Annotated in this window: 16 protein-coding genes and 1 pseudogene; 3 read left to right on the forward strand and 14 right to left on the reverse strand. The window is 68.9% G+C overall.

The genetic code is table 11. The features are described 5' to 3' along the window. Window positions 1–65 precede the first annotated feature (65 nt). The 4 genes from ACG01O_RS15915 to ACG01O_RS15930 form a co-directional block, all read right to left on the reverse strand. Complete coding sequence (locus ACG01O_RS15915) at window positions 66–1,148, reverse strand: GGDEF domain-containing protein (protein WP_394386061.1); 1,083 nt, start codon at window positions 1,146–1,148, stop codon at window positions 66–68. Next, window positions 1,148–2,062: a pseudouridine synthase gene (locus tag ACG01O_RS15920; protein ID WP_394386062.1), complete on the reverse strand. Its 915-nt coding sequence runs from the start codon at window positions 2,060–2,062 to the stop codon at window positions 1,148–1,150. The genes ACG01O_RS15915 and ACG01O_RS15920 overlap by 1 nt, the downstream gene beginning before the upstream one ends. An 8-nt stretch (window positions 2,063–2,070) precedes the next feature. Further along, the gene (locus tag ACG01O_RS15925; RefSeq protein WP_394386063.1) at window positions 2,071–2,973 is read right to left on the reverse strand and encodes a TIGR02285 family protein; all 903 of its coding nucleotides are present in this window, start codon (window positions 2,971–2,973) and stop codon (window positions 2,071–2,073) included. Between the two features lie 159 nt (window positions 2,974–3,132). Continuing rightward, window positions 3,133–4,434 (reverse strand): UDP-N-acetylglucosamine 1-carboxyvinyltransferase, encoded by a 1,302-nt coding sequence (locus ACG01O_RS15930; RefSeq protein WP_394386064.1) that lies wholly within the window; start codon window positions 4,432–4,434, stop codon window positions 3,133–3,135. Window positions 4,435–4,674: 240 nt separating this feature from the next. Between ACG01O_RS15930 and ACG01O_RS15935 the strand changes: the two are divergent. Both ACG01O_RS15935 and ACG01O_RS15940 read left to right on the forward strand, forming a co-directional pair. Further along, window positions 4,675–5,637, forward strand: a pseudogene (locus ACG01O_RS15935) (IS5 family transposase); the annotation flags it as partial. A gap of 300 nt (window positions 5,638–5,937) precedes the next feature. Beyond that, window positions 5,938–6,543, forward strand: coding sequence for a DUF6624 domain-containing protein (locus ACG01O_RS15940; protein WP_394386065.1), 606 nt, complete (start codon window positions 5,938–5,940; stop codon window positions 6,541–6,543). Between the two features lie 322 nt (window positions 6,544–6,865). Here the strand turns inward: ACG01O_RS15940 and trhO are convergent, their stop codons facing one another. After that, entirely contained in the window at window positions 6,866–7,660 is a 795-nt protein-coding gene (gene trhO / locus ACG01O_RS15945; protein ID WP_394386067.1) for an oxygen-dependent tRNA uridine(34) hydroxylase TrhO, read from the reverse strand. Window positions 7,661–7,735: 75 nt separating this feature from the next. Here trhO and asd point away from each other — a divergent pair, with 75 nt between their 5' ends. Beyond that, on the forward strand, window positions 7,736–8,572 hold the full coding sequence (asd, locus tag ACG01O_RS15950) for an archaetidylserine decarboxylase (protein ID WP_394386069.1): 837 nt from the start codon (window positions 7,736–7,738) through the stop codon (window positions 8,570–8,572). On the opposite strand, the gene ACG01O_RS15955 is transcribed toward asd, so the two are convergent. From ACG01O_RS15955 to ACG01O_RS15995, 9 genes are all read right to left on the reverse strand, one after another. Further along, window positions 8,559–10,826 carry a putative bifunctional diguanylate cyclase/phosphodiesterase gene (locus ACG01O_RS15955; RefSeq protein WP_394386071.1) on the reverse strand — a complete coding sequence of 756 codons (2,268 nt, stop codon included), beginning with the start codon at window positions 10,824–10,826 and terminating at the stop codon, window positions 8,559–8,561. The genes asd and ACG01O_RS15955 overlap by 14 nt on opposite strands. 56 nt (window positions 10,827–10,882) lie before the next feature. After that, window positions 10,883–12,841 carry a sialate O-acetylesterase gene (locus ACG01O_RS15960; RefSeq protein WP_394386073.1) on the reverse strand — a complete coding sequence of 653 codons (1,959 nt, stop codon included), beginning with the start codon at window positions 12,839–12,841 and terminating at the stop codon, window positions 10,883–10,885. 5 nt (window positions 12,842–12,846) lie between these two features. After that, window positions 12,847–14,229 carry a glycoside hydrolase family 30 protein gene (locus ACG01O_RS15965; RefSeq protein ID WP_394386074.1) on the reverse strand — a complete coding sequence of 461 codons (1,383 nt, stop codon included), beginning with the start codon at window positions 14,227–14,229 and terminating at the stop codon, window positions 12,847–12,849. Window positions 14,230–14,231: 2 nt separating this feature from the next. Continuing rightward, complete coding sequence (locus ACG01O_RS15970; protein WP_394386076.1) at window positions 14,232–15,731, reverse strand: tryptophan halogenase family protein; 1,500 nt, start codon at window positions 15,729–15,731, stop codon at window positions 14,232–14,234. Next, window positions 15,731–16,786, reverse strand: coding sequence for an ABC transporter ATP-binding protein (locus ACG01O_RS15975; protein ID WP_394386078.1), 1,056 nt, complete (start codon window positions 16,784–16,786; stop codon window positions 15,731–15,733). The genes ACG01O_RS15970 and ACG01O_RS15975 overlap by 1 nt, the downstream gene beginning before the upstream one ends. Further along, window positions 16,783–17,646, reverse strand: a complete 864-nt coding sequence (locus tag ACG01O_RS15980) for a carbohydrate ABC transporter permease (protein ID WP_394386080.1) — start codon at window positions 17,644–17,646, stop codon at window positions 16,783–16,785. Before ACG01O_RS15980 ends, ACG01O_RS15975 begins: the two co-directional genes overlap by 4 nt. Next, a complete protein-coding gene (locus ACG01O_RS15985) occupies window positions 17,646–18,530 on the reverse strand; it encodes a carbohydrate ABC transporter permease (protein WP_394386082.1) in 885 nt (294 codons plus the stop codon). The genes ACG01O_RS15980 and ACG01O_RS15985 overlap by 1 nt, the downstream gene beginning before the upstream one ends. 134 nt (window positions 18,531–18,664) lie before the next feature. Beyond that, the gene (locus ACG01O_RS15990) at window positions 18,665–19,903 is read right to left on the reverse strand and encodes an ABC transporter substrate-binding protein (RefSeq protein ID WP_394386083.1); all 1,239 of its coding nucleotides are present in this window, start codon (window positions 19,901–19,903) and stop codon (window positions 18,665–18,667) included. Window positions 19,904–20,037: 134 nt separating this feature from the next. Continuing rightward, window positions 20,038–21,390: a GH1 family beta-glucosidase gene (locus tag ACG01O_RS15995; RefSeq protein WP_394386084.1), complete on the reverse strand. Its 1,353-nt coding sequence runs from the start codon at window positions 21,388–21,390 to the stop codon at window positions 20,038–20,040. Between the last annotated feature and the right edge of the window lies 1 nt (window position 21,391).

Here is a 21,391-nt window from a genome sequence, read left to right on the forward strand (position 1 = left end):
TTGCCTGCAGGGGCTGCAGGAGTTGGCACTTCGCGGTGCCGCTGCGCAACAGCTTGCAAGCAAGCTCAGGCCGGCGCGTCTTCGTGGGTGACGGTGCGATTGCGCCCACTGCGCTTGGCCTGGTACACCGCCCGGTCGGCGGCCTGCAGCAACTCGCCGAAGCTGGTGGCCTCGGCCGGCAGCATGGCCAGCCCCACCGACACCGTGGCACTCACGGTGCCGCCGTCGGGGGTGATGAACGGCGCCTCCTGCACCATGAGGCGGATGCGCTCGGCCACCTCGCGGGCGCCGGCCAGGTCGGTGCGGGGCAGCAGCACCACAAACTCTTCGCCGCCGTAGCGGGCGGCCAGGTCGCCGGTGCGCAGCGAACGCAGGATCAGCCCGCCCACCTGGCGCAGCACCTCGTCACCCGCCGGGTGGCCGTGGCGGTCGTTGATGGACTTGAAGTGGTCGATGTCCAGGAACAAACAGGCCAGCGGGTAGCGGTGGCGCACGGCCTGGCTGAATTCGATCAGGCTGCGGTGGTCGAAATAGCGGCGGTTGTGCACGCCGGTCAGGCCGTCGGTCATGCCGGCGCGGCGCAGGCGCTCACGGTTGAGCATGCTCTCGATGGCGATGGCCGCAATCGCAGCCAACCGGTCCAGAAACTTGGTGCCCGAGGCCGCGTCGTAGCGCTGCGGGTCGCGCGAGCCGAAATGCAGGCTGCCGATCAGCAAGCCCTGACGAATCAAGGGCAGCAGCGCCGCCGAGCGCACCCCGGCCTGGGGGTCGAAGGCCTGCGCCAGCAGCGCCTCACTGTGGCCCGGGCCCACCAGGCGCGTGGTGCGCACGGTGCCGAACAAGTCCTTCAGCCCGGCGTGGCTGTCGAGCAGCTTGGGCGCCTTGATCATGGGCAGCGCCGGCAAGGCGCGGCGCAGTTCCTCGTCCTGGTCCAGCAGCCACAGCTCGGCGGCATCCAGCTGGAAGTCCTCCCGGCAGTCCACCAGCAGCAGGTTGACCAACTCCTCCATGGAACTGACCGCCACCAGGCGACGCTCCAGCGCGTCGAACCGGTCGAGCTTGCGCTCGTTGGCCTTGGCCGCCTCCAGCAGGGACTGGAGCTGGCGGCGCAGCTCCTGCACCTGGGCGTGGGGGTCGGACGGATTCATCACGGCGCCATTGTGAGGGCGCCGCGGGTGAACGAACGTGACTCGCCGGTGACGGGGTCGGTGAACGCGATGGCGCGTGCCACCAGCTGCAACGGGCGGTCGAAGCTGGGCGGGTTTTCGTGCGGTTGCAGCACGGGGTAGATGCGGTCACCCCACAGCGGCAGGCCGATGGCGTTCATCTGCGCGCGCAGCTGGTGGCGCTGGCCCGTCACCGGCCGCAACTCGTAGCGCGCCCAGCCCTGCCAGGCGCCCTGCAGGGGCTCGATCAGGTTCACCCAGGTCTCGGCATTGGGCTCACCGGGCACCACCTGCATCTGCATGAAATCGTCGCCCGGCGGCTCTTGCAACCGGTGGCGCAGCACGCGCGGCCAGGGGCCATCCGACCACGGCGCCACGGCTTCGTACACCTTGCTCACGCTGCGCTCGCGAAACAGGCGGTGGTAGGCGTCGCGGTCTTGCCGGCGCAGATTGAACACCACCAGGCCGGCGGTTTCGCGGTCCAGCCGGTGCACCGGGTTCAGGTCCACCAGCCCGGTGGCGTGGCGCAGCCGGGCCATCAGGGTCTCGCGGGCGTACAGGCCGCTGGGCGTGACGGGCAGGAAGTGCGGCTTGTCCGCTACCAGCAGGTGCTCGTCCTGAAACAGGATGCGCTCGCCCCCCGGCACCGCCGGCTCCTGCGGCAGCTGGCGCCAGTAGTAGACGCGGCGGTTGCCCACGTAGGGCCGGTCCTGCAGCGGGGCGCCGTCGTCGCCCACCACGTCGCCCCGGGCCAGGCGCTCGGCCCAGTCGTCCACCCGGGGCAGCCGCTCGTTCAGGAAGGCCGTGAGCGACGGCCACGCCCCCGGCGGGCAGTGCACCGCGCTGGCAGCCACGCCCTCGCGCAGCGGCAATGCAGGCTTGGGCGGCCGGGCCACGCGCCGCCTTACTCGATGCGCGGGCCGCCTCGGGCCCGCTCGTCCATGTAGGCGTTCAGCCGCTTCATGTCCTGCGGCTCGGCGCGGTCGCCCCGCCACTCCCGCACCCAGGCGTCGCGCTGCGGGTCGCGGGCCAGCTCGCGCACGGCGGCATCCACCCGCTCGATGGCCCGGCGCCCTTCCGGCGTGCGGCTGCACGACACGGTGGCCAGCATGGTGGTCAAGCCCTCGGCCAGCGGCAGCGCCACCAGCGCGCCCGGGTCGCCAGCACGGGCCAGGTAGTCCTTCACCACGGCGGGGTAGTCCAAGGTGTAGTCCATGCGGCCGGCGCGCAGCATGTCCAGCACCTGCACGCTGGGCTGGGCACTCACCGCCTGGCGGGGCACCGTGTGCTGGGCCAGCAGGTTGTCGATCTGCGCCCCATACGAGCGGTCTTTGGCCACCAGCAGGTGCAGTTCCGGCCGCTTGAGCAATTCAGCCAGTTGCAGGCGCCCGCCACCGGCTGGCGTCTGCGCCCACTGCACCAAGGCCTCACGGCGCACGATCACATGGATCTCGCGCGACACCAGCGGCGGGTACAGGTGCGAGAAATACGCCCACTGCAGCCGCTCCGGCGTACGCACGTGCAGCGTGGAGCACAGCGTCTGGCCGCGCCGGCTCTCCGTTTCATAGCGGGCGGTGCTGGCCTCGACGAACTCGTGCCGCACCTCGGGCATGCGCGCCAGCAACTGACGCATGAAGCCGTCCACCTCGCCATGCCCCAGCTCGGTCACGTTGCGCGGCGGGTGCCCTTGAAAGAAGCTGAAGTGCGGCGGCACGTCTTGCGCCACCCAGCGGATGGTGTCGACAGGCGGCGCGGCCTGGGCGGCCGAAGCCGCCACGCCGACGACCAGCACCTGGAGCCACCGCATCAGCGGCCTTGCATTCCGGGCCGAGCGCCGGGCCGCTCCCAAGCCGGCCCGCCATGGCGATGTGCTTGCGGCTCAACGCCGCAAGCATCGCCGTTCCCTTGGGGAACCGGCTGGGCTCGCCCGCGTTCAGCGGCGAGAGACCCGACGAAGGGCTCCATGTCAGTCGCCTTCCACCCACTCGATGCGGGCGCCCAGCTCGCAGATGTGCTCCACGAAGTTCGGGTGCGCGCGGCGGATGGGCGTGGCGTTGCGGATCACGCTCTTGCCGTGCACGCTGGCGGCCACCATCAGCAGCGCAATCGCCACGCGGATGATGTAGGGGCTCTCCACCTCGGCCGGGCTCAACGGCTTGCCGCCGAAAGTGATCATGCGGTGCGGGTCGCTCAGGAAGGCGTGGCCGCCGAACTTGGCCAGCTCGCTCGTCCAGCCCATGGCGCCGTCATACACCTTGTTCCAGAACATCACGCTGCCCTCGGCCTTGACGCCCAAGGCCACGAAGATGGGCAGCAGGTCCACCGGCACGTAAGGCCAGGGCGCGGCTTCCACCTTCTGCAGGATGTTGCGGGTGAAGGGCTCCTTCACCTTCAACGGGCCGTTCGTCACGCAGCGGCTCCAGCCGTCCTCGTGCACGATCTCCACGCCAAACTTTGCGAACGTGCGGTCCAGCAGCGGGAACATCTCCGGCGCGCCGTTCTTCACGCGCACGTCGCCGCCGGTGATGGCGCCCAGCGCCAGGAAGGTGACGATCTCGTGGAAGTCTTCGGTGAAGGTGTAGTCCGCGCCGCCGAGGGCGTCGACCCCGGTGATCTTCAGCTTGGAGGTGCCGTGGCCGTCGATCTTGGCGCCCAGCAGCGACATGAAGTTGCAGAACTCCTGCACATGCGGCTCGCTGGCGGCATTGGTCAGCGTGGACGTGCCCTGCGCCAGCGCGGCGCACAGCACGAAGTTCTCGGTGGTGGTGACGGAGGCGTAGTCCGTCCAGTGGTCGTTGCCTTTGAGCGGGCGGTCCACCTTCAGCACCAGGCCGTCGGGCAGGCGCTCCACCTCGGCGCCGAAGCGCTGGAACACCTCCACGTGCGGGTCGATCTCGCGGGCGCCCAGCGTGCAGCCCTTGACGTCATCTTCGATGCGCGCCGCGCCGAAGCGCGCCATCAGGCCCGGCACCAGCATGATGGACGAGCGCATTTCCTCCGGCAGGCGGTCGGTGGCCGGGTCAAAGTGCGTGTCCTGGTGATGCACGTCCAGGATGCCGGTCTTGAAATCCAACTCCACCTTGGACCCGAGCTTGCGGAAGACCTCGACGATCTTCTTGACGTCGGTGATCTCGGGCACGCCGCGCAGGCGCACCGGCTGCTTCGTCAGCAGCGTGGCGCACAAGATGGGCAGAACGGCGTTCTTGTTCGCCGAGGGAACGATGCGGCCGGAGAGAGGCGTGCCGCCGTGAACGATCAGGTGAGACATCGAATGAGGGAGTTCGGGGCGCGCAAGCGGCGCGCGGGGCCGATTGTCGGGCCTGCGGCAGCACCGTCACGGCCGGCGGGGCGGAAGCTTTGTTCCGGGGCGGGGCATCATGCGGCGGCCCGCGCCCCGCCACCCGTCATGTACCACCCACGCCCACACCCGCAGCCGCCAAGGAGGCTCTGCAAAGCCCCTCGTCACTCCGACTGGCGCAGGGGCTGATGGCAGGGGACGATGCAAAGCATGGATCAGATCACGCTTGGCCTTGACCCGCTGCCCAAGAAGACCCGCAAGGAAGTATTCCTCGATGAGATGAACCAGGTTGTGCCCTGGGCCGCGCTTGTGGCGTTGATCCAGCCGCACGCACGCGGTGCGCATCAAGTGCTGGGCGCCCGTCCGCCGTTCCCCATCGAGACCATGCTGCCCATCCACCGCCTGCAGCTGTGGTGGAACCTGAGCGATCCGGCCATGGAGGAGAAACTGCATGCGCGTCCGCTGTACCGACGCTTCGTCGGCCTGGAAGGCGCGGCACGCATGCCCGACGAGACGACGATCCTGCGCTTTCGACACCTGCTGGAGAAGCAGCAGCTCGCACCGCAGGTGCTGGCCACGATCAACGCCGGCCTGGCCCAGCAGGGGCTGATGCTCAAAACCGGCACGGTGGTGGACGCCACCATCATTGCAGCGCCGAGCTCGACCAAGAACAAGGGCGGCGAGCGCGACCCCGAGATGCACCAGACCAAGAAGGGCAACCAGTGGCGCTTCGGCATGAGGGCGCACATCGGCGTGGACGCGGACTCGGGCCTGGTGCACAGCGTCGTCGGCACGGCGGCCAACGTCAACGACGTGACGCAGGCCGCGGGCCTGCTGCATCGCGAAGAGACCGATGCCTTGGGCGACGCGGGGTACCTGAGCGTGGACAAGCGCGAGGAACTCGAGGACAGCAAGGTGCGCTGGGAAGTGGCCATGCGACCGGGCAAGCGCCGAGCGCTCGATCCCGAGCGTGAGCTGGATCAACTGCTGGAGAGTGCCGAGAAGCTCAAGGCGAGCATCCGCGCCAAGGTCGAGCACCCGTTCCGCCTGATCAAGCAACAGTTCGGCTACGCCAAGGTGCGCTATCGCAGGCTGGCGAAGAACACGGCGCGGCTGACGATGCTGTTTGCGCTGGGAAATCTGTGGATGGCGCGCAGGCAGATCCTGGGAGCGCAAGGGCCTGTAAACGGGTCGGCGCAGCGCTCAGAACGTTCGATTCAAGCGCGCGCGACCTCCTCACGAAACAAAACTCCCGCTCGGCACGGACTCACGCGCCATGAACTGGGTTTTGCAGACCTTCCTTAACCGATGCACCGCCATGAATTGGCACACCAATGACCGCCGGAACCATCCAACAAAGGATAACGCCAGCCTCCGGATATTAAGAATGCGACGTCAAACCCTAAAAGTCCTCTCATTTGCCCTGGTGATTTTTTTCACGCCTCAACGTTCGCATCCGACTGTTCGCGAGAAATGGTCAATCAATCGCTTAGCTTTGCGAAAAACATCGATCAAAGCGGTAGACAAGCCCGCAAAATCACCAATGCGATCTCACATCAAATCGCAAACGCCGGACTTTCAGATCAATTAAACGACGCCGAGTCTCGATACTTGCGGGCAGCAGACGATTTGAGCCTCGCCATTGTCGAAGGAATCATTTCGAGATGTGGCTGGGCCGCCTTCGCCAACCTGCCGACCTCCACCTTGGAGTCCGCTGTTCTTGTCATTCACCATGCCAATCCAGAAAAAAGGGCAAGATATCTTCCCGCAATTGAAGCTGCGGCGGCCAGCGGGCAACTGTCCGCCGAGTGGTGGGCGGTCTACATCGACCGAACACTGATTGCAGAAGATCAGCCGCAGCGTTACGGCACACAAATACCGATCTATCGACCAAACTCAGGATTCAAGTCCGTCGAGGACGCAGTGGAATTTTGGCGGGTTGAGGATCCAGCTAACCTGGACTCGCGCAGGTCGAAGCTGGGGCTTCCCCCTTTCTGTGACTACTTGAACCGGATCAACGATACCGACGCGTTGCATGCAAAGGTGTGCGGGCTTCAGCACGCAACAGGCCACCGGTAGCCTTGATGCCCATTCCATCAGAACGCGCTGAATACGGTCTCGCATGCTTATTAGAAGGCGCCGCGTCATATGGCACCCACCTTGATCTCAGAGACCTTAGAAAAATTCATGGCGCCAGAGGCGGAATCACTCTAGACCAATTGATCAATATCGGCGGCAAGTTGGCCTTCAACTGACGCGTCTTGTCATCGCGCACCGCCCCGAGACCATTGCGGGCGCGCAGCGCGCGGTTCAGGTCGCGAACGGCCAGGTCATTGACGTGGCTCGCGTCATGCCGCCGGCGCACCGGCCTGCGGTCGAGCCGGCGGCCGTTCCTGCCTGATCAGGGCTCGCCCGGATCCAACCGCTTCGCCCGCGCCAGCCGCCAGGCGTCTGCCGGGTCGGTGAACACCTGCTCGGCCGTGGTGCCCGTCTCGCGGGCCTGGGCGTCGATGGCGATGCGCTTGTCGAAGACGTAACACTCGCCTTCCCAGTCGCGTGCCGCGTCGGGGAAAGCCTCCAGGAAGTTCAGGATGCCGCCATCCAGCTGCGCGACCTTCAGGCCCTGCGCCTGCATCCACGCGGCGGTCTTCTCGCAGCGGATGCCGCCGGTGCAGTACATGGCGACCGTTTTGCCCTGCCACTCGCTGCGGTGGGCCTCCACGTAGGCGGGGAAGTCGCGGAAGTGGGCCACGCCGGGGTCGATGGCGCCGCGAAAGCGTCCGAGCTGGAACTCGAAGCTGTTGCGGTTGTCGAGGACCACGGTGTCGGGGTCGTCCAGCAGTTCGCGCCAGCGCTGGGGGCTGACGTGGGTGTCGGTGGCGTCGCCACTCACGCCCGGCACACCAAAGGCCACGATTTCGCGCTTGACGCTGACCTTGAAGCGGCTGAACGGCCGGCGCTCGCAGGCGTTGTGCTTCACGTGCAGGTCGGCCAGCCCGGGCAGGGCTTGCAGCTCGGATTCGAGCGCGCGCACGTCGTCGGCCTCGCCGGCGATGGCCGCACTCAGGCCCTCGGGCGCCACCAGCACCACGCCGCCCAGGGTCAGCGCCGCGCCGCGTGCGCGCAGCCATTCGGCAAAGGCGGTGGGGTCCGCCATCGGGGTAAAACGGTAGAAAGAGCTGTGCAGCAGGGCCATGGGGCCGAATTGTCGGCCCCGTACACTGCCCGCCAAAAAACACGGGAGCCCGGCTGTGCATCGGGCCTCAACACCATGTCCGACCGCCTCAAAGTTCTGCCCCAATACCTGATGCCCAAGCTGGCGCTCACGCGCCTGGCCGGGCATTACGCGTCCAAACCCATGGGCAGCCTCACCACGGCGGCCATCCGCCGCTTTGTGGCGCGCTACGGCGTGAACATGGCCGAGGCGGCCGAGCCCGACATCGGCGCCTACGCCACGTTCAACGACTTCTTCACCCGCGCACTCAAGCCCGGCGCACGGCCGCTGAGCGCCGCGCCGTTGATCTGCCCGGTGGACGGCGCGATCAGCCAGGTGGGCCGCATCCTGGGCGATCAGGTTTACCAGGCCAAAGGCCAGACGTTCTCCACCACGGCGCTCGTGGGCGGCGATGCCGAACTGGCCGCCGGCTTTCAGGACGGCCTGTTCGCCAACCTGTACCTGAGCCCGCGGGACTACCACCGCATCCACATGCCTGCCGCGGGCCGGCTGGTGCGCATGACGCATGTGCCGGGCGCGCTGTTCTCGGTGAACCCCACCACCGCCCGGGGCGTGCCGGGGCTGTTCGCCCGCAACGAGCGCGTGGTGTGCGTGTTCGACGACGAGGCCCTGGGCCGTTACGTGCTGGTGCTGGTGGGCGCCACCATCGTGGGCAGCATGGCCACGCCCTGGCACGGGCTGATTTCGCGCAGCGGCCCGGTGCGGGACTGGACCTACGCGCCGGGCGAGGTGACGCTGGCGCAGGGCGACGAGATGGGCCGGTTCCTGCTGGGCTCCACCGTGGTGATGCTGTTCCCCAAGAACAACCTGCAGTTCAACCCCGCCTGGCAGCCGGGCGGCGCGGTGCGCATGGGCGAGGTCATGGCGCGCTGACGGCGGCCGGCTTCAGCAAGCGTTCAGCGTCAGCCGCCGCCATGGGGTGCGACAGCAGCCAGCCTTGCAGGTGGGTGCAGCCCAGGCGCTCCACCTCGGCGGCTTGATCGGCGGTTTCCACGCCTTCGGCCACGATGGCCAGGCCCAGCGCATTGGCCAGCACGCAGGCCGCGCGCACCACCGCGCCCGCCGACGACTCGGGCAGCGGGTCGATCATGCTGCGGTCCAGCTTGAGGGTGGTGATGGGCAGGCGGCGCAGCAGCGTGAGCGAGCTTTGTCCGGTGCCGAAGTCATCAAACGCCACGCCCACCCCGGCGTCGCGCAGCCGCGCCAGCTGCGGCAGCACGCGGTCCATGTGGGTCATGGCGGCGGTTTCCGTGATTTCCACTTCCACCAGCGTCGGCGGCACCTGGTGCGTCTGCAGCAGCGCCAGCAGCCCGTCGGCAAAGGTCGGGTCTTCGAACTGCAGCGGTGACACGTTCACCGCCACCGGCAGCGGTTGCAGGCCGGCCTGCTGCCAGGCGCGCAGCTGGCGGGCGGTTTCCCGCAGCACGAAGGCGCCCAGCGGCACGATTTGCCCGGTGCGCTCGGCGGCCGGAATGAAGTCGGCCGGGCTGACGCGGCCCTGCCCCGGGCGCAGCCAGCGCACCAGCGCCTCGAAGCCCGTCACCTCGCGGCTGCCGGCCGAGTACTTGGGCTGGTAGTCCAGCAGAAATTCCTCGCGCACGATGGCGGTGGCCAGGGCCTGCTCCAGCTCCAGCAAGCCGCCGGCCGAGGCGGCCATGCCGGGCTCGTAGGCCACCACGGCCGCGCCCGGCTGCTGCTTGGCCTGGTGCATGGCGATGTCGGCCGCGCGCAGCAGCGAGGCGCCGTCCTGCCCATGGGCCGGGAACCGCGCCAGGCCCACCGACAGGTGCACGTACAGCGCCCGGTGCTCCACGGTCAAGGGGGCGTGCATCAAGGCCAGCAGCCCCTGGCCGGCCAGCACGGCGGAGGCCTCGTCGTCCACACCGGGATGCAGCAGCAGGAACTGGTCTTCGCCCAGGCGCGCCAGCATCACGTCGGGCGGCAGGGCGGTGCGCAAGCGGGTGGCCATGGCCTGCAAAAGCGCGTCGCCGGTTTCATGGCCCAGGCTTTCGTTCACCAGCTGAAAGCGGTCCACATCGGCCGACAGCAGCACGAAGCCCGAGCTGCCCGGCACCGTCAATTCGGCCAAGCGGGCCAGCGCGGCGTGGCGGTTGGGCAGGTCCGTCAGTTCGTCGTGCAGCGCCTGGCGGCGCAGGGCCTCGGTGGCCCGCTGGCGCTCGGTTTCGTCCAGCATCAGCACCAGCAGCGCGGGCTGGCCTTCCCATTCCACATAACTGGAGGTGCCGCGCAGGTAGAGCGGGCTGCCATCGCGGCGGTAACGCTCGCCTTCCCAGCTGATGCGGCCGCTGCGCTGTTCCAGCAAGCGGCGGTATCGAGCGCGAGAACCTTCCACATCCTCCGGCGCGATGAAGCGCTCCACGCCCCCCACCTGCTCTCGCCGCTCGAAGCCGAACATGGCCAGCGCCGCCGGGTTGATGTAGGCCACCTGCCCCCCGCGCACCACCACCAGCCCCTGCATGGACTGCTCGTACAGGTCACGCAGGCGGGTGTTGACGCGCTCGGCCTCGTGGTGCGCGCGCCGCACCGACAGCAGGATGAGCGCCATGGCCAGCACCATTTGCACGAAGTTGCCGACCAGATGGGTGATGAAGGAGCGGGCCAGCGGATCCAGGATCGGGGCGGTGCCATGCACGACCGCATAGACCGCGAAACAACCCGCCACCACGCGTTCGCCGCGTCCCCCACCCTGCCAGAGCCAGCGCGCGGCCCAGGCCGCACTGGCAGCCAGCACCATGGCCCCGGCGGCCACCCCCATGGGGTAATCCACCCGGGCCAGGCCCAGGATGACCAGCGTCAGCAGCGCCCAGCGCGGCCACTGCTGCCGCCAGCTCCACACCATGCCGCGGTAGCGGGCGGTGCCCGCCAGCTGCAAGGCCAGGCTGGCCACGATGGCGGAAGCCGCCGCCGCCATCTGCAGTTGGCCGCCGAACGAACCTTCGCCGGCTGGCACCCAGGCCACGCCCAGCGCCAGGCCGATGGACAGCAGCACATGGCTCCAGCCCCAGTCCTGCGTGTGGCGATGGTCAGGCTCCAGCCGGGCCAGCACCAGCAGTGCCACCCCAAGCAAGGCGATCAAAGCGGAACTGATCAGCACGAAGCCCGTCATCCACGGGATGCTAGCCAGCGCGCCGAGGCCTTCCGGGCAAATGAAGGCTCGGCAGCTCAGAACTCCGGCCGGATGTCACGAGTGGCCAACGGCCAGCGGTCGGTGCGCCAGGGCGTGGCCGGCAGGCCGGCGCCGTCGGTGAGGTTGGCCTCCAGGGGCGAGTCGGCCCAGGCGTAGCGCACGGCCACCGGCGGCGTGCCGGCTGCACCCCACACCCGCACCCGGTCCGGCGCCACGATCTCGGCCCGGGCCGGGGCGAAGCGCTGGTCACTGCCGGCCACGGCAAACCCCAGCAGCGGCCCCCCGCCGCGCGTGGCCAGGCCGCCGGCCACGTCGGCCAGGGTCAGCTCGATGCTGCCGTCAGGCAGCGTGCGGCTGGCTTTCCAGGTGGGGCCCTTGAAGGGCACCGGCTGGTGGTAGGTCTGCGCCAGCGCGATGCGGGCCAGCCGTTCGCCCACGGTGCGCTTGTCGCGGGGGTGGATGTCGTTGGCGTCACCCACGTCGATGCTCACCGCCATGCCGGTGGCGGGCAGCGAGAGGGTCTGCCGCTGGGCGTCACGCAGTTCGGCAAACGCGCTGCCCTCAGGCAGCGGCGGGCGCGGGCCGTAAGACGACAACTGAACGAAGTAGAACGGCAGTGGCGCCTTCAGCCCTTGCTCGCGCCACCGGGCACGCCAGTCCTGAATCAGGCGCGGGAAGGCCTGGGCATAGCGGGCCGCGCGCGGCGCATTGCTTTCGCCTTGGTACCAAATCACGCCCTTCACGGCCAACGGCGTGAACGGCCGCACCATGCCGTTGAACAGCAGGCTGGGCAGGTCGTTGGGGCCGGGTTCGGTCACGGGTTGCAGAGAGGCCACCTGGGCACGCCAGGGGCCGGCCAGGGGCACGGCGCCGGCCGAGGTTTCCAGGCGCAGGTTGTCGGCCGGGCCGTGGATGCCGCCGTCGCCGCCGGTGTCGGTCACGCGCACGGCGATGAGGTTGTCGCCCTCGCGCAGCACGCCCGGCGGCAGCGCGTAGACGCGCGGCGTCTCCCAGCCGCAGGTGTTGCCCACTGGCTGGCCGTTGATGAAGGTGGCGTCGCAGTCATCCACCGGCCCCAGGTGCAGGGCGGCCGGGCCCTGGGCCTGGGCGGCGGTGAGCGTGACGCGCCGGCGCATCCACACCTCGCCGTCCAGGCCGGGCAGGCCCTGGCGCTCCCACACGCCCGGGGTGTCCAGCGTGGGCCAGGCGTGGTCGTCCAACGCAGGGTCGGCCCCGTCCACCGCCTGCGGTGCGGCGTGCTGGAAGGCCTGCACGCGGTCCAGCATGACGGCCTGGCGTTGCTGCACGAAGGCCGCGGTGTCAGGCGGCATGGCGCGCATCACGGCGGCAATGTCGGGGTCGACGGCGTTGGCGCGCGGGCTGGTCCAGGTTTCGGCATGGGTGCCACCCCAGCTGGTGTTGACGATGCCGATGGGCACGCGCACATCGGCCTGCACCCGGCGCGCAAAGTGCCAGGCCACGGCGCTGAAATCGCCCACCGTTTGCGGGCTGGGCACCTCCCAGCGCAGCGGCGGCGTGTCTTTCAACGGCGTGAGGCTCACGCGGTGCGGCATCTTCACGTGGCGGATCTGCGGGTGCTCACCCGCAGCCGCCACCTCGGCCGCCGCGCTGTTCGCATCGGCCAGGCGCCACTCCATGTTGGACTGGCCCGAGGCCACCCACACATCGCCGATGAGCACGTCGTCCAGCGTGCGTTCCTCCGCCCCGGCGCGCACCTGCAGGCGGTGCGGGCCACCGGCCTTCAGCGGCGCGAGCGTGGCCTGCCAGCGGCCGTCCCGGCCGGTCTTGGCTTGGGCAGACCGACCGGCGAGTTCCACGCGCACCCGCTGCCCGGGCTGCGCCTGGCCCCACACGCGCAGCGGCGCTTCGCGCTGCAGCACCATGTGGTCGGCAAACACGCCGGCCAGTTCCAGGGCCTGGGCCTGGGCCGAGCCGCAAGCGGCGATGAGGGCGGAGAGCAGCAGGGGGCGCATGTCGGTCACCAAGTGAACGTGGCGATGCCGCTGGCGGGCAGCTCGTAGCTGAAGCGCTGGCCGGGGGCCTGCACGGTGAAGCGCTGGGCGGCCTTGCCCGAGTTGCTGACGATGAGCACGGTGCTGCCGTCGGGGTTGGTGAAGGCCACGTGGTCCAGCGTTTTGGCGCCGCCGTCCGAGTCCACCCGGCGGGCGTCGCGCTTCACGAAGCGGCTGGCGTGGCCGAAGGCGTAGTACTCGATGTTGCGGGTGACTTTGCCGTCCTTGGGGTCGATGGTGACGACACCGCGGCAGTCTTTGCAGCCGCCCAGGTGCGGGCCGTAGTTCGGGTCCAGCGCCAGGTTCCACATCAGCACGCCCCGCGCGCCGTGGCGGGTGCTGCCGATGATGAGGTTGCGGGTGATCCAGGGCAGGGTTTCGGCCCACTGGGGCTTCCATTCACCGCCGGAGCATTCGGTGAACCACACGTCCAGCTCGGGGAACTGCTGCGCCACCTGCGACTGGGCCGACACATCGCCCGCGTAGCAGTGCCAGGCCACGCCCGAGACGTACTTGCGCGCCGTGGCGTCGGACAGCATGGACAGCGGGCTCCAGGGCTCGTCCCAGTTGTGGTCCCACTCCAGGATCTGCGTCTTCAGGCCCTGGGCCTGCAGCAAGGGGCCCAGGTGCCGGCCCACGACTTCCGCGCGGGTGCGCGGCGTCATGCGCATGCCGGGGTAGTCGCCGGGTTCGAAATGCGGCTCGTTCTGCAGCGTGAGCGCAAAGATGGGCACGCCCTCGGCCTTCATCTCCTGCACGTAGCGCACCATGTACTTGGCGAAGCTGCCGTAGTGCTCGGGCTTGAGCTGGCCCTGCACCAGGCTGTCGGTGGTTTTCATCCAGCCCGGCGCACTCCAGGGCGAGGCCATGACCTGCAGCTGCGGGTTCAGCGCCAGGGCCTGCTTCACTGCGGGGATGACGTCCTCGCGCTCCTTGGCGAGCGAGAAATTCTTGAGCTCCGGGTCCGTCTGGCCCGGGGGCATGTCGTCGAGGCTGTAGTGGCTGCGCGAGAAGTCGGACGCGCCGATGGTCAGGCGCGTGAGCTCGAAACCGACGCCGTTGCCTTCACGCGTGAACAGCTCCTTCATCAGCGCGTCGCGCTGTGCTTGGGTCATGCCGTGGCGGATCAGCCAGGCCGAGCCCTCGGTGATGGCGGCGCCAAAGCCGGCCATGCGCTGGTGCTGGCGTGTGGGGTCGATGCGGATCACATCGCCCGCCGCCGCGGCCTTGTCCACGGTGCTGGGGGCCAGCAGGTGCTGCTGGTCGGCCGTGGTGAGGAAAGCCCGCACAGGTGCGGCGTTAGCCAGTCCGGCGAGCGCGGCCGTCAGGGTCAGGAGCAGGGTCTTCATGGTCAGGCGGCCGGGGCCGCGCAGTGAGCGGAAATGAACTCGGCGTGCGGCGGCATGACCGCCACGCAGCGCTGGACGACGCGGTGCACGTCGTCCACAAAAGCCTGGGCTTGCGCCAGCGGGCGCGTGGCGGCCAGCGGGTGGTGGCCGCGCGGCTGCCCGCCCTGGCCCAGCAGCACCTGCAGCCAGCTGGGCTCGGAGAACAGCTCCTGCCCGTGGCGGAACAGCCGGCCGTGGCTGGCGAAGAGGTCGATGCGCGCCTGCAGCGAGTCGGGCACGGCCATGGCGCGGCAGTGGCGCCAGAAGGGCGTGTCGTCGCGCCGGGTGAGCTTGTAGTGCAGCACGATGAAGTCGCGCACCGACACCCACTCGGCCTCGGTCTGGCGGTTGAATTCGGCGATGTCGGGGGCCGCCAAGCCGTCGGCCGGGAAGCAGTCGATCAGTCGCAGCACGGCGCTCTGGATGAGGTGCAGGCTGGTGGACTCCAGCGGTTCCAGGAAGCCGCTGGACAGGCCGATGGCCACGCAGTTGCCCACCCAGGCGCGCTGGCGGCGGCCGGTGCGGAACTGGATCAGGCGCGGCTCGGCCAGGGCTTCAGCGTCCAGGTGCTGCAGCAGGGTTTCGCGTGCAGTGGCCTCGCTGGTGAAGGCGCTGGCGAACACATGCCCGTTGCCCGTGCGGTGCTGCAGCGGGATGCGCCACTGCCAGCCGGCCTCACGCGCCGTGGCGCGGGTGTAGGGCAACAGCGGGCCGTGCGAGGCGGTGGGCACGGCCCAGGCGCGGTCGCAGGGCAGCCAGTTGCTCCAGTCCTCGAAGGGCACGCCCAGGGTCTGGCCGATCAGCAGTGCGTGCAGGCCGGTGCAGTCGATGAAGAAGTCGCCCTCCACCACCGCGCCGCCGTGCAGGTGCAGGCGGCGGATGCCGGCGTCGTCGCGCTCCACGCGGGCGATGCGGCCTTCCACGCGGCGCACGCCGGCCGCCTCGGCCTTGCGGCGCAGCAGCGCGGCGTAGCGGGCGGCGTCGAAGTGGAAGGCGTAAGCGATGTCAGCCAGCGGCGAGCCGGCCATGTCGGGCCGGGGCCGCAGGAAGCGGCCGGCCCGTGCGGCCTGGTTGGCCAGCGAATACTCGGCCAGCGGCCGCGGCACCCCGGCGCGCAGCCAGTGCTGGTGGAACGGCAGGTCGTCCAGCGGCCGGCCGATGTCGCCGAAGGCGTGCATGTAGCGCTCGCCCACGGCGCCCCAGTTCACGAACTCGATGCCCAGCTTGAACGTGCCACCGGTCTCGCGCAGGAACTCGTCTTCGTCCAGCCCGATGCGGGCATTGAAGCCGCGGATGGGCGGGATGGTGGCCTCACCGACGCCGACGATGCCGATCTCGTCGGACTCCACCAGCGTGAGCTCGTAGCCGCCCTCGCCCGGCTGCAGCCGCGCCGCCAGCGCCGCCGCGCACATCCAGCCGGCGCTGCCGCCGCCCACGATGACGATGCGGCGCAAGGCGTTCATCAGGCCAGGCGCTGTTCGGTCGTCGCGTCGAACACGCTGAGTGCCGACTCGTCCACGTCGAACGCGAGCACGTCGCCCGCCGTCACGCGGCGGCCGTCGTGCACCAGGGCGGAGAAGCCCTGGTCGCCCAGCTTCATCCACAGCACCTGGTGGTTGCCCATGGGCTCCACCAGCTCCACCGTGGCGCGCCAGCGGCCGCCGTCGTGCAGGCGCACATGCTCGGGGCGCACGCCCAGCACCAGTTGCTGGCCGGCCTTGGCGCGGCCGGCGGCCAATTGCAGGGCCAGCGCGCCTTGCAGCGAGCAGCCGTCCGCCCCCACCGTGGCCGGCACGAGGTTGATGGCGGGCGCGCCCAGGAAGCCGGCCACGAACAGGTTGGCGGGCGTCTCGTACACCTCGGAGGGCGTGCCGATCTGCTGGATGACGCCCCCCTTCATGACGACGATGCGCGAGGCCAGCGTCATGGCCTCCACCTGATCGTGCGTCACGTAGATCATGGTGTTGCCCAGGTTCTGGTGCAGCAGCTTGAGCTCGCGGCGCAGCTCGGCGCGCAGCTTGGCGTCGAGGTTGGAGAGGGGCTCGTCGAACAGGAACACGCCGGCCTCGCGCACCAGCGCCCGGCCGATGGCCACGCGCTGGCGCTGGCCGCCCGACAGTTGCGCGGGCTTGCGGTTCAGCAGCGGCGTGAGCTGCAGCATCTCGGCCGCACGGGCCACGCGCTTTTCGATCTCGGCCTTGGGCACCCCGGCCACCCGCGGGCCGAAGCTCATGTTGCGCTCCACCGTCATGGTCGGGTAGAGGGCGTAGCTCTGGAACACCATGCCGATGCCGCGCTCCGACGGCTCGGCGTCGGTCATGTCTTGCCCACCGATGTGGATGCTGCCGCCAGAGACGTCGATGAGGCCCGCGATGCTGTGCAGCAGCGTGGACTTGCCGCAGCCCGAGGGGCCCAGCAGCACGAGGAATTCGCCTTCCTGCACCTGCAGGTTCAGGCCCTTGATGACTTCGTTGGCGCCGAACTTGATGCTCAGGCCCTGGATGTTCACACCGCTCACTTGACGGCTCCCGCTGCAATGCCGCGGACGAACCAGCGGCCGGAAATCAGATAGACCAACAAGGGCACCGCCGACGTGAGGATGGTGGCGGCCATGTTGAGGTTGTAGAGGCGCTCGCCCGTCGTCGTGTTGATGACGTTGTTGAGCTGCACCGTCATGGGCTGGTTCTCGCGGCCGGCGAAGGTCAGGCCCAGGATGTAGTCGTTCCACACCCCGGTGATCTGCATGATGGCCGCGACGATGAGCATGGGCGTGCTCATGGGCAGCACCAGCTGCACGAAGATGCGCCAGAAGCCGCCGCCGTCCACCCGCGCCGCCTTGAACAGCTCGGCCGGCAGGCTGGCGTAGTAGTTGCGGAACAGCAGCGTCATGATGGGCATGGCGAACACCAGGTGCACGACCACGATGCCGGGCAGGCTGCTGTAGATGCCGATGGCGGCTTCCAGCTTGACGAGCGGATAGATCATCACCTGGATGGGGATGAAGGCGCCCATCATCAGGATGCCGAACAGCCACTGGCTGCCCTTGGGCTTCCACCAGCTCAGCGCGTAGCCGTTGAGCGCGCCCAGCAGGATGGGCAGCACGACCGACGGCACGGCGATGGTGACGGAGTTCCAGAACCCGCCGCGCACGCCTTCGCAGCTGACGCCGGTGCAGGCCTCGCTCCAGGCGGCGCGCCAGGCGTCGAAGGTGATGCTGGACGGCAGCGCGAAGATCTGCCCGAGGCGGATCTCCTCCATGCTCTTGAACGAGGTCGTGAGCATCACGTACAGCGGCAGCAGGAAGAACGCGGCCGCGAACAGCAGGAAGGCATAGACGCCGACCCGCGCCCACAGGGCGGTGGATTTGCGCTTGGCCATCAGTGGCCTCCTTGAACTTGCTTGCGGCTGCGCACGTAGGCGAGCGGCGCCACCAGCGCCAGCACGGTCAGCAGCAGCATCACCGCGCCTGCCGAGGCCAGCGCCAGGTTGGCGCGGCCGAAGAGGTGGTCCATGATGAATTTGGCGGGCACGTCGCTGGCGGTGCCGGGGCCGCCCTGGGTCATGGCGACGACGGTGTCGAACACCTTCACCACGCCGGTGGCCAGCAGCGTGAACACGGTGGCCAGCGTGGGGCCCATCATGGGCAGCACGACGGACAGGTACACGCGCCAAGTGGGGATGCCGTCCAGCCGTGCGGCCTTCCAGATTTCTTCATCAATGCCGCGCAGGCCGGCCAGCATCAGCGCCATCACCAGGCCCGCGCCTTGCCAGGTGCCGGCGATGACGACGGTGTAGATGACCATGTCCTGGTCCACGATCCAGTCGAACGTGAAGTTCGTCCAGCCCCATTGCTGCACCGCGTTCTGCAGGCCGCTGTCGGGGTTGAGCACCCATTGCCACACCAGGCCGGTGGCCACGAAGGACATGGCGTACGGGTACAGGAAGGCCGTGCGCAACACGCCCTCGCCGCGCACCTTCTGGTCGATGAACACCGCCAGCAGGAAGCCCAGCAGCATGGCCGCCACGATGTAGAGCACGCCGTAGATGGCGAGGTTGTGGATGGCGAGCTGCCAGCGGTCGTTGTCCAGCAGCCGCTCGAACTGCTGCAGGCCGACGAAGTCGCTGCTCGGGAACGTGCGGGAGCTGGACACCGAGGTGCGCAGCGTCCACAGCACGGTGCCGACGTAGCCGACACCGACGATGACGGCCAGCGGCAGCAAAGCTGCCCAAGCCGACCATCGATTGAAGAACTTGGATTTCATGAGTCCAACGTGTGCAGGTTGACCAGGCGCCGGCGAAGCCGCGCCGCCCTTCCAGCGACTGCCGCGGAACCGGCTCCGCCGGGCCGCTGGCAGTGCCCCCTTGAGGGGGCGGCCGTCAGGCCGTAGGGGGTGGGCTACTTCAATGCGGAGACGATGTCCTTCTGGACCTTCTCCACCGGAATGTTGCGGTTCCAGTAGCCGGTCAGCACGTCTTGCAGGGCGCCGTTCTGGTCGGGGGTGATGTAGATCTCGCCGTTGGCCAGGTGGCGCGACTTGTCCTTCATCGCGGCCACGCCCATCTGGCCGCACACGTCCATCTTGCTCACGTCCACATCGGTGCGGATGGGGATAGAGCCCTTCTTGATGCTGAACGCCACCTGCGTGGCCGGCTGGGTGATGACGCTGGCCAGCAGCTGCTGGGCCTTGATCTGGTCGGGCTTGTCGGTCTTGGGGAAGACCATCACGTCGCCCTGGATGATGTACGGGGCGTTGGCGCCAAAGCCCGGGGCGCAGCCGTAGTCTTTGCCGGCTTCCTGCTTGGCCTGGGCGAATTCGCCCTTGGCCCAGTCGCCCATGATCTGCACGCCCGCGCGGCCGTTGATCAGCATGGCGGTGGCGTCGTTCCAGTTGCGGCCCGGCGAGCCCTTGTCGGTGTAGCTCTGCAGCTTCTTGAAGGCGAGCAGCACCTTCTTGAAGTCTTCGCCCAGGATGGCCTTGGTGTCGCGGTCGCGGAAGACCTTGAGGTACAGGTCACGGCCGCCGTAATGGGCCAGCGTGGCGGTGAAGACGATGCCGTCCTGCCAGGGCTGGCCGCCGTGGGCCAGGGGCACGAGGCCAGCGGCCTTGAGCTTGTCCAGCGCGGCAAAGAGTTCGTCGAAGTTCTTGGGCTCCTCCGCGATGCCGGCCTTCTTGAAGGCGGCCTTGGAGAACCAGAACCAGCTCATGTTGTGGATGTTGACCGGCGCGGCGTAGTAGTGGCCCTTGACCTTGATGGCCTGCAGCACCGCCTCGGGCAGGAACTTGTCCCAACCGTCGCGCTGGGCGACCGCGTCCACGTTGTTCAGGTAGCCCTGCTCCACGATGTCGCGGAACTGCTGGGTGGTGTTGAACTGCGCGGCGGTGGGCGGGTTGCCGCCCGCGATGCGGTTGATGGCCACCGAGCGGGCCTGTTCGCCCAGCGCCACGGCGGTGTCCACCCACAGGCCGCCCTGCGCCTTGTAGGCCTCGGCCAGGGTCTTGGCGGCGGCGGATTCACCGCCCGAGGTCCACCAGTGGATGACCTCGGCCTTCAACGGGGCGCCCGATTGGGCGGCAGCAGGCAGGGAGGCGGCCACCAGGGCGGCAGCGGCCAGAACGCAGCGGGGGAACTTCATCGTGTCTCCGGATCTTTGTGGTGCGGCGAGGCGCAGTGTCGCCCGCTCAGGCGCATTGCGCCTGAGGGCTGACCCTGTAATATTTCATTTAGAAACCGCCCGTACCCCACCAATTTGTGGGGCAGAGCCGTTAATCATTCGTTCAGGAACTGGCCGTACCAGAGGCCCGAATCCTTCAGGATGCGGCGCTGGGTGGGGTAGTCCACATAGGCCAGGCCGAAGCGGCGCAGGTAGCCCTCGGCCCACTCGAAGTTGTCTAGCAGGCTCCAGGCGAAGTAGCCCTTCACCGGCACGCCGGCGTCCACGGCCTGCTTCAAAGCCGCCAGGTGGCGCTGCAGATACGACAGGCGCTGCACGTCGTGCACGCGGCCCTCGGGCGTCAGCACGTCTTCGAAGGTGGAGCCGTTCTCGGTGAGCTGAATGACCGGCGGGTTGTAGTCGCGCTGCACGCGGGTCAGCAGGTCCACCAGGCCTTGGGGCGACACCTCCCAGCCGAAGCCGGTGCGCTCCACGCCTTCGCGCTCCACCAGCTTGGCACGCATGGGGCCGTGGCTGGCGGTCGGGTCGTTGGCCACCATCTCGGGGAAGTAGTAGTTCACGCCCAGGAAGTCCGTCGCGGTGGCGATGGCCTCCAGGTCGCCCGGCTCCATGCGCGGGGCGGCATCGCCCAACAGTTCGAGCGTGTCGGCGGGGTAGCCGCGGCCGTGCAGCGGGTCCAGGAACCAGCGGTTGCGCAGGCCATCGTGGCGCTTCAGCGCGGCGAGGTCTTCGGCGCTGTCGCTCGCGGCGGTGATGGGGTGCAGGCTGAGCGTGATGCCGATGTCGGCGCCGGGCACGTTCTTGCGGATGACGGGAATCGCCTGGCCGTGCGACAGCAGGATGTGGTGGCAGGCCTGGATGGCGTCCGGCAGGCTCTTGCCGCCCGGGGCGTGCACGCCTTCCCAGTAGCTCATCATGCTGGAGCACCAGGGTTCGTTGTGCGTGATCCAGTGCTTGACGCGGTCGCCCAGGCGGCGGGTGACGACGTCGGTGTACTCCAGGAAGGCCGTGACGGTGTCGCGCGAGGTCCAGCCGCCCTGCTCTTGCAGGGCCTGGGGCAGGTCCCAGTGGTAGAGCGTGCACCAGGGGTCCAGGCCGCGCTCGAGCATGGCGTCCACCAGCCGGTCATAGAAGGCCAGGCCGGCTTCGTTCACGGCACCGCGCCCAGTGGGCAGGATGCGCGGCCAGGCGATGGAGAAGCGGTAGGCGTTGACGCCCAGCCCCTTGGCCATGTCCAGGTCTTGCGGGTAGAGGTGGTAGTGGTCGCACGCGACCAGGCCGTTGGCACCGTCGCGGATGCGGCCGGGTTCGCTGCAGAACCGGTCCCAGATGGATTCGCCCTTGCCGTCTTCACGGCCGGCGCCTTCGATCTGGAACGAGGAAGTGGACACGCCCCAACGGAAGTCAGCGGGGAAGTCTTTGCGGGTCGGGGCGTTGTGGGAGCTCATG

The sequence above is a fragment of the Pelomonas baiyunensis genome, assembly GCF_043555935.1.
GTDB lineage: Bacteria > Pseudomonadota > Gammaproteobacteria > Burkholderiales > Burkholderiaceae_C > Pelomonas > Pelomonas baiyunensis.

What these genes read in the sequence shown, in the direction of transcription:
- ACG01O_RS15915 (WP_394386061.1), bottom strand. Translation starts at nt 1,148, where the DNA reads ATGAATCCGTCCGACCCCCACGCCCAGGTGCAGGAGCTGCGCCGCCAG.
- ACG01O_RS15925 (WP_394386063.1), bottom strand. Translation starts at nt 2,973, where the DNA reads ATGCGGTGGCTCCAGGTGCTGGTCGTCGGCGTGGCGGCTTCGGCCGCC.
- ACG01O_RS15930 (WP_394386064.1), bottom strand. Translation starts at nt 4,434, where the DNA reads ATGTCTCACCTGATCGTTCACGGCGGCACGCCTCTCTCCGGCCGCATC.
- ACG01O_RS15940 (WP_394386065.1), top strand. Translation starts at nt 5,938, where the DNA reads ATGGTCAATCAATCGCTTAGCTTTGCGAAAAACATCGATCAAAGCGGT.
- trhO (WP_394386067.1), bottom strand. Translation starts at nt 7,660, where the DNA reads ATGGCCCTGCTGCACAGCTCTTTCTACCGTTTTACCCCGATGGCGGAC.
- asd (WP_394386069.1), top strand. Translation starts at nt 7,736, where the DNA reads ATGTCCGACCGCCTCAAAGTTCTGCCCCAATACCTGATGCCCAAGCTG.
- ACG01O_RS15955 (WP_394386071.1), bottom strand. Translation starts at nt 10,826, where the DNA reads ATGACGGGCTTCGTGCTGATCAGTTCCGCTTTGATCGCCTTGCTTGGG.
- ACG01O_RS15960 (WP_394386073.1), bottom strand. Translation starts at nt 12,841, where the DNA reads ATGCGCCCCCTGCTGCTCTCCGCCCTCATCGCCGCTTGCGGCTCGGCC.
- ACG01O_RS15965 (WP_394386074.1), bottom strand. Translation starts at nt 14,229, where the DNA reads ATGAAGACCCTGCTCCTGACCCTGACGGCCGCGCTCGCCGGACTGGCT.
- ACG01O_RS15970 (WP_394386076.1), bottom strand. Translation starts at nt 15,731, where the DNA reads ATGAACGCCTTGCGCCGCATCGTCATCGTGGGCGGCGGCAGCGCCGGC.
- ACG01O_RS15980 (WP_394386080.1), bottom strand. Translation starts at nt 17,646, where the DNA reads ATGGCCAAGCGCAAATCCACCGCCCTGTGGGCGCGGGTCGGCGTCTAT.
- ACG01O_RS15985 (WP_394386082.1), bottom strand. Translation starts at nt 18,530, where the DNA reads ATGAAATCCAAGTTCTTCAATCGATGGTCGGCTTGGGCAGCTTTGCTG.
- ACG01O_RS15990 (WP_394386083.1), bottom strand. Translation starts at nt 19,903, where the DNA reads ATGAAGTTCCCCCGCTGCGTTCTGGCCGCTGCCGCCCTGGTGGCCGCC.
- ACG01O_RS15995 (WP_394386084.1), bottom strand. Translation starts at nt 21,390, where the DNA reads ATGAGCTCCCACAACGCCCCGACCCGCAAAGACTTCCCCGCTGACTTC.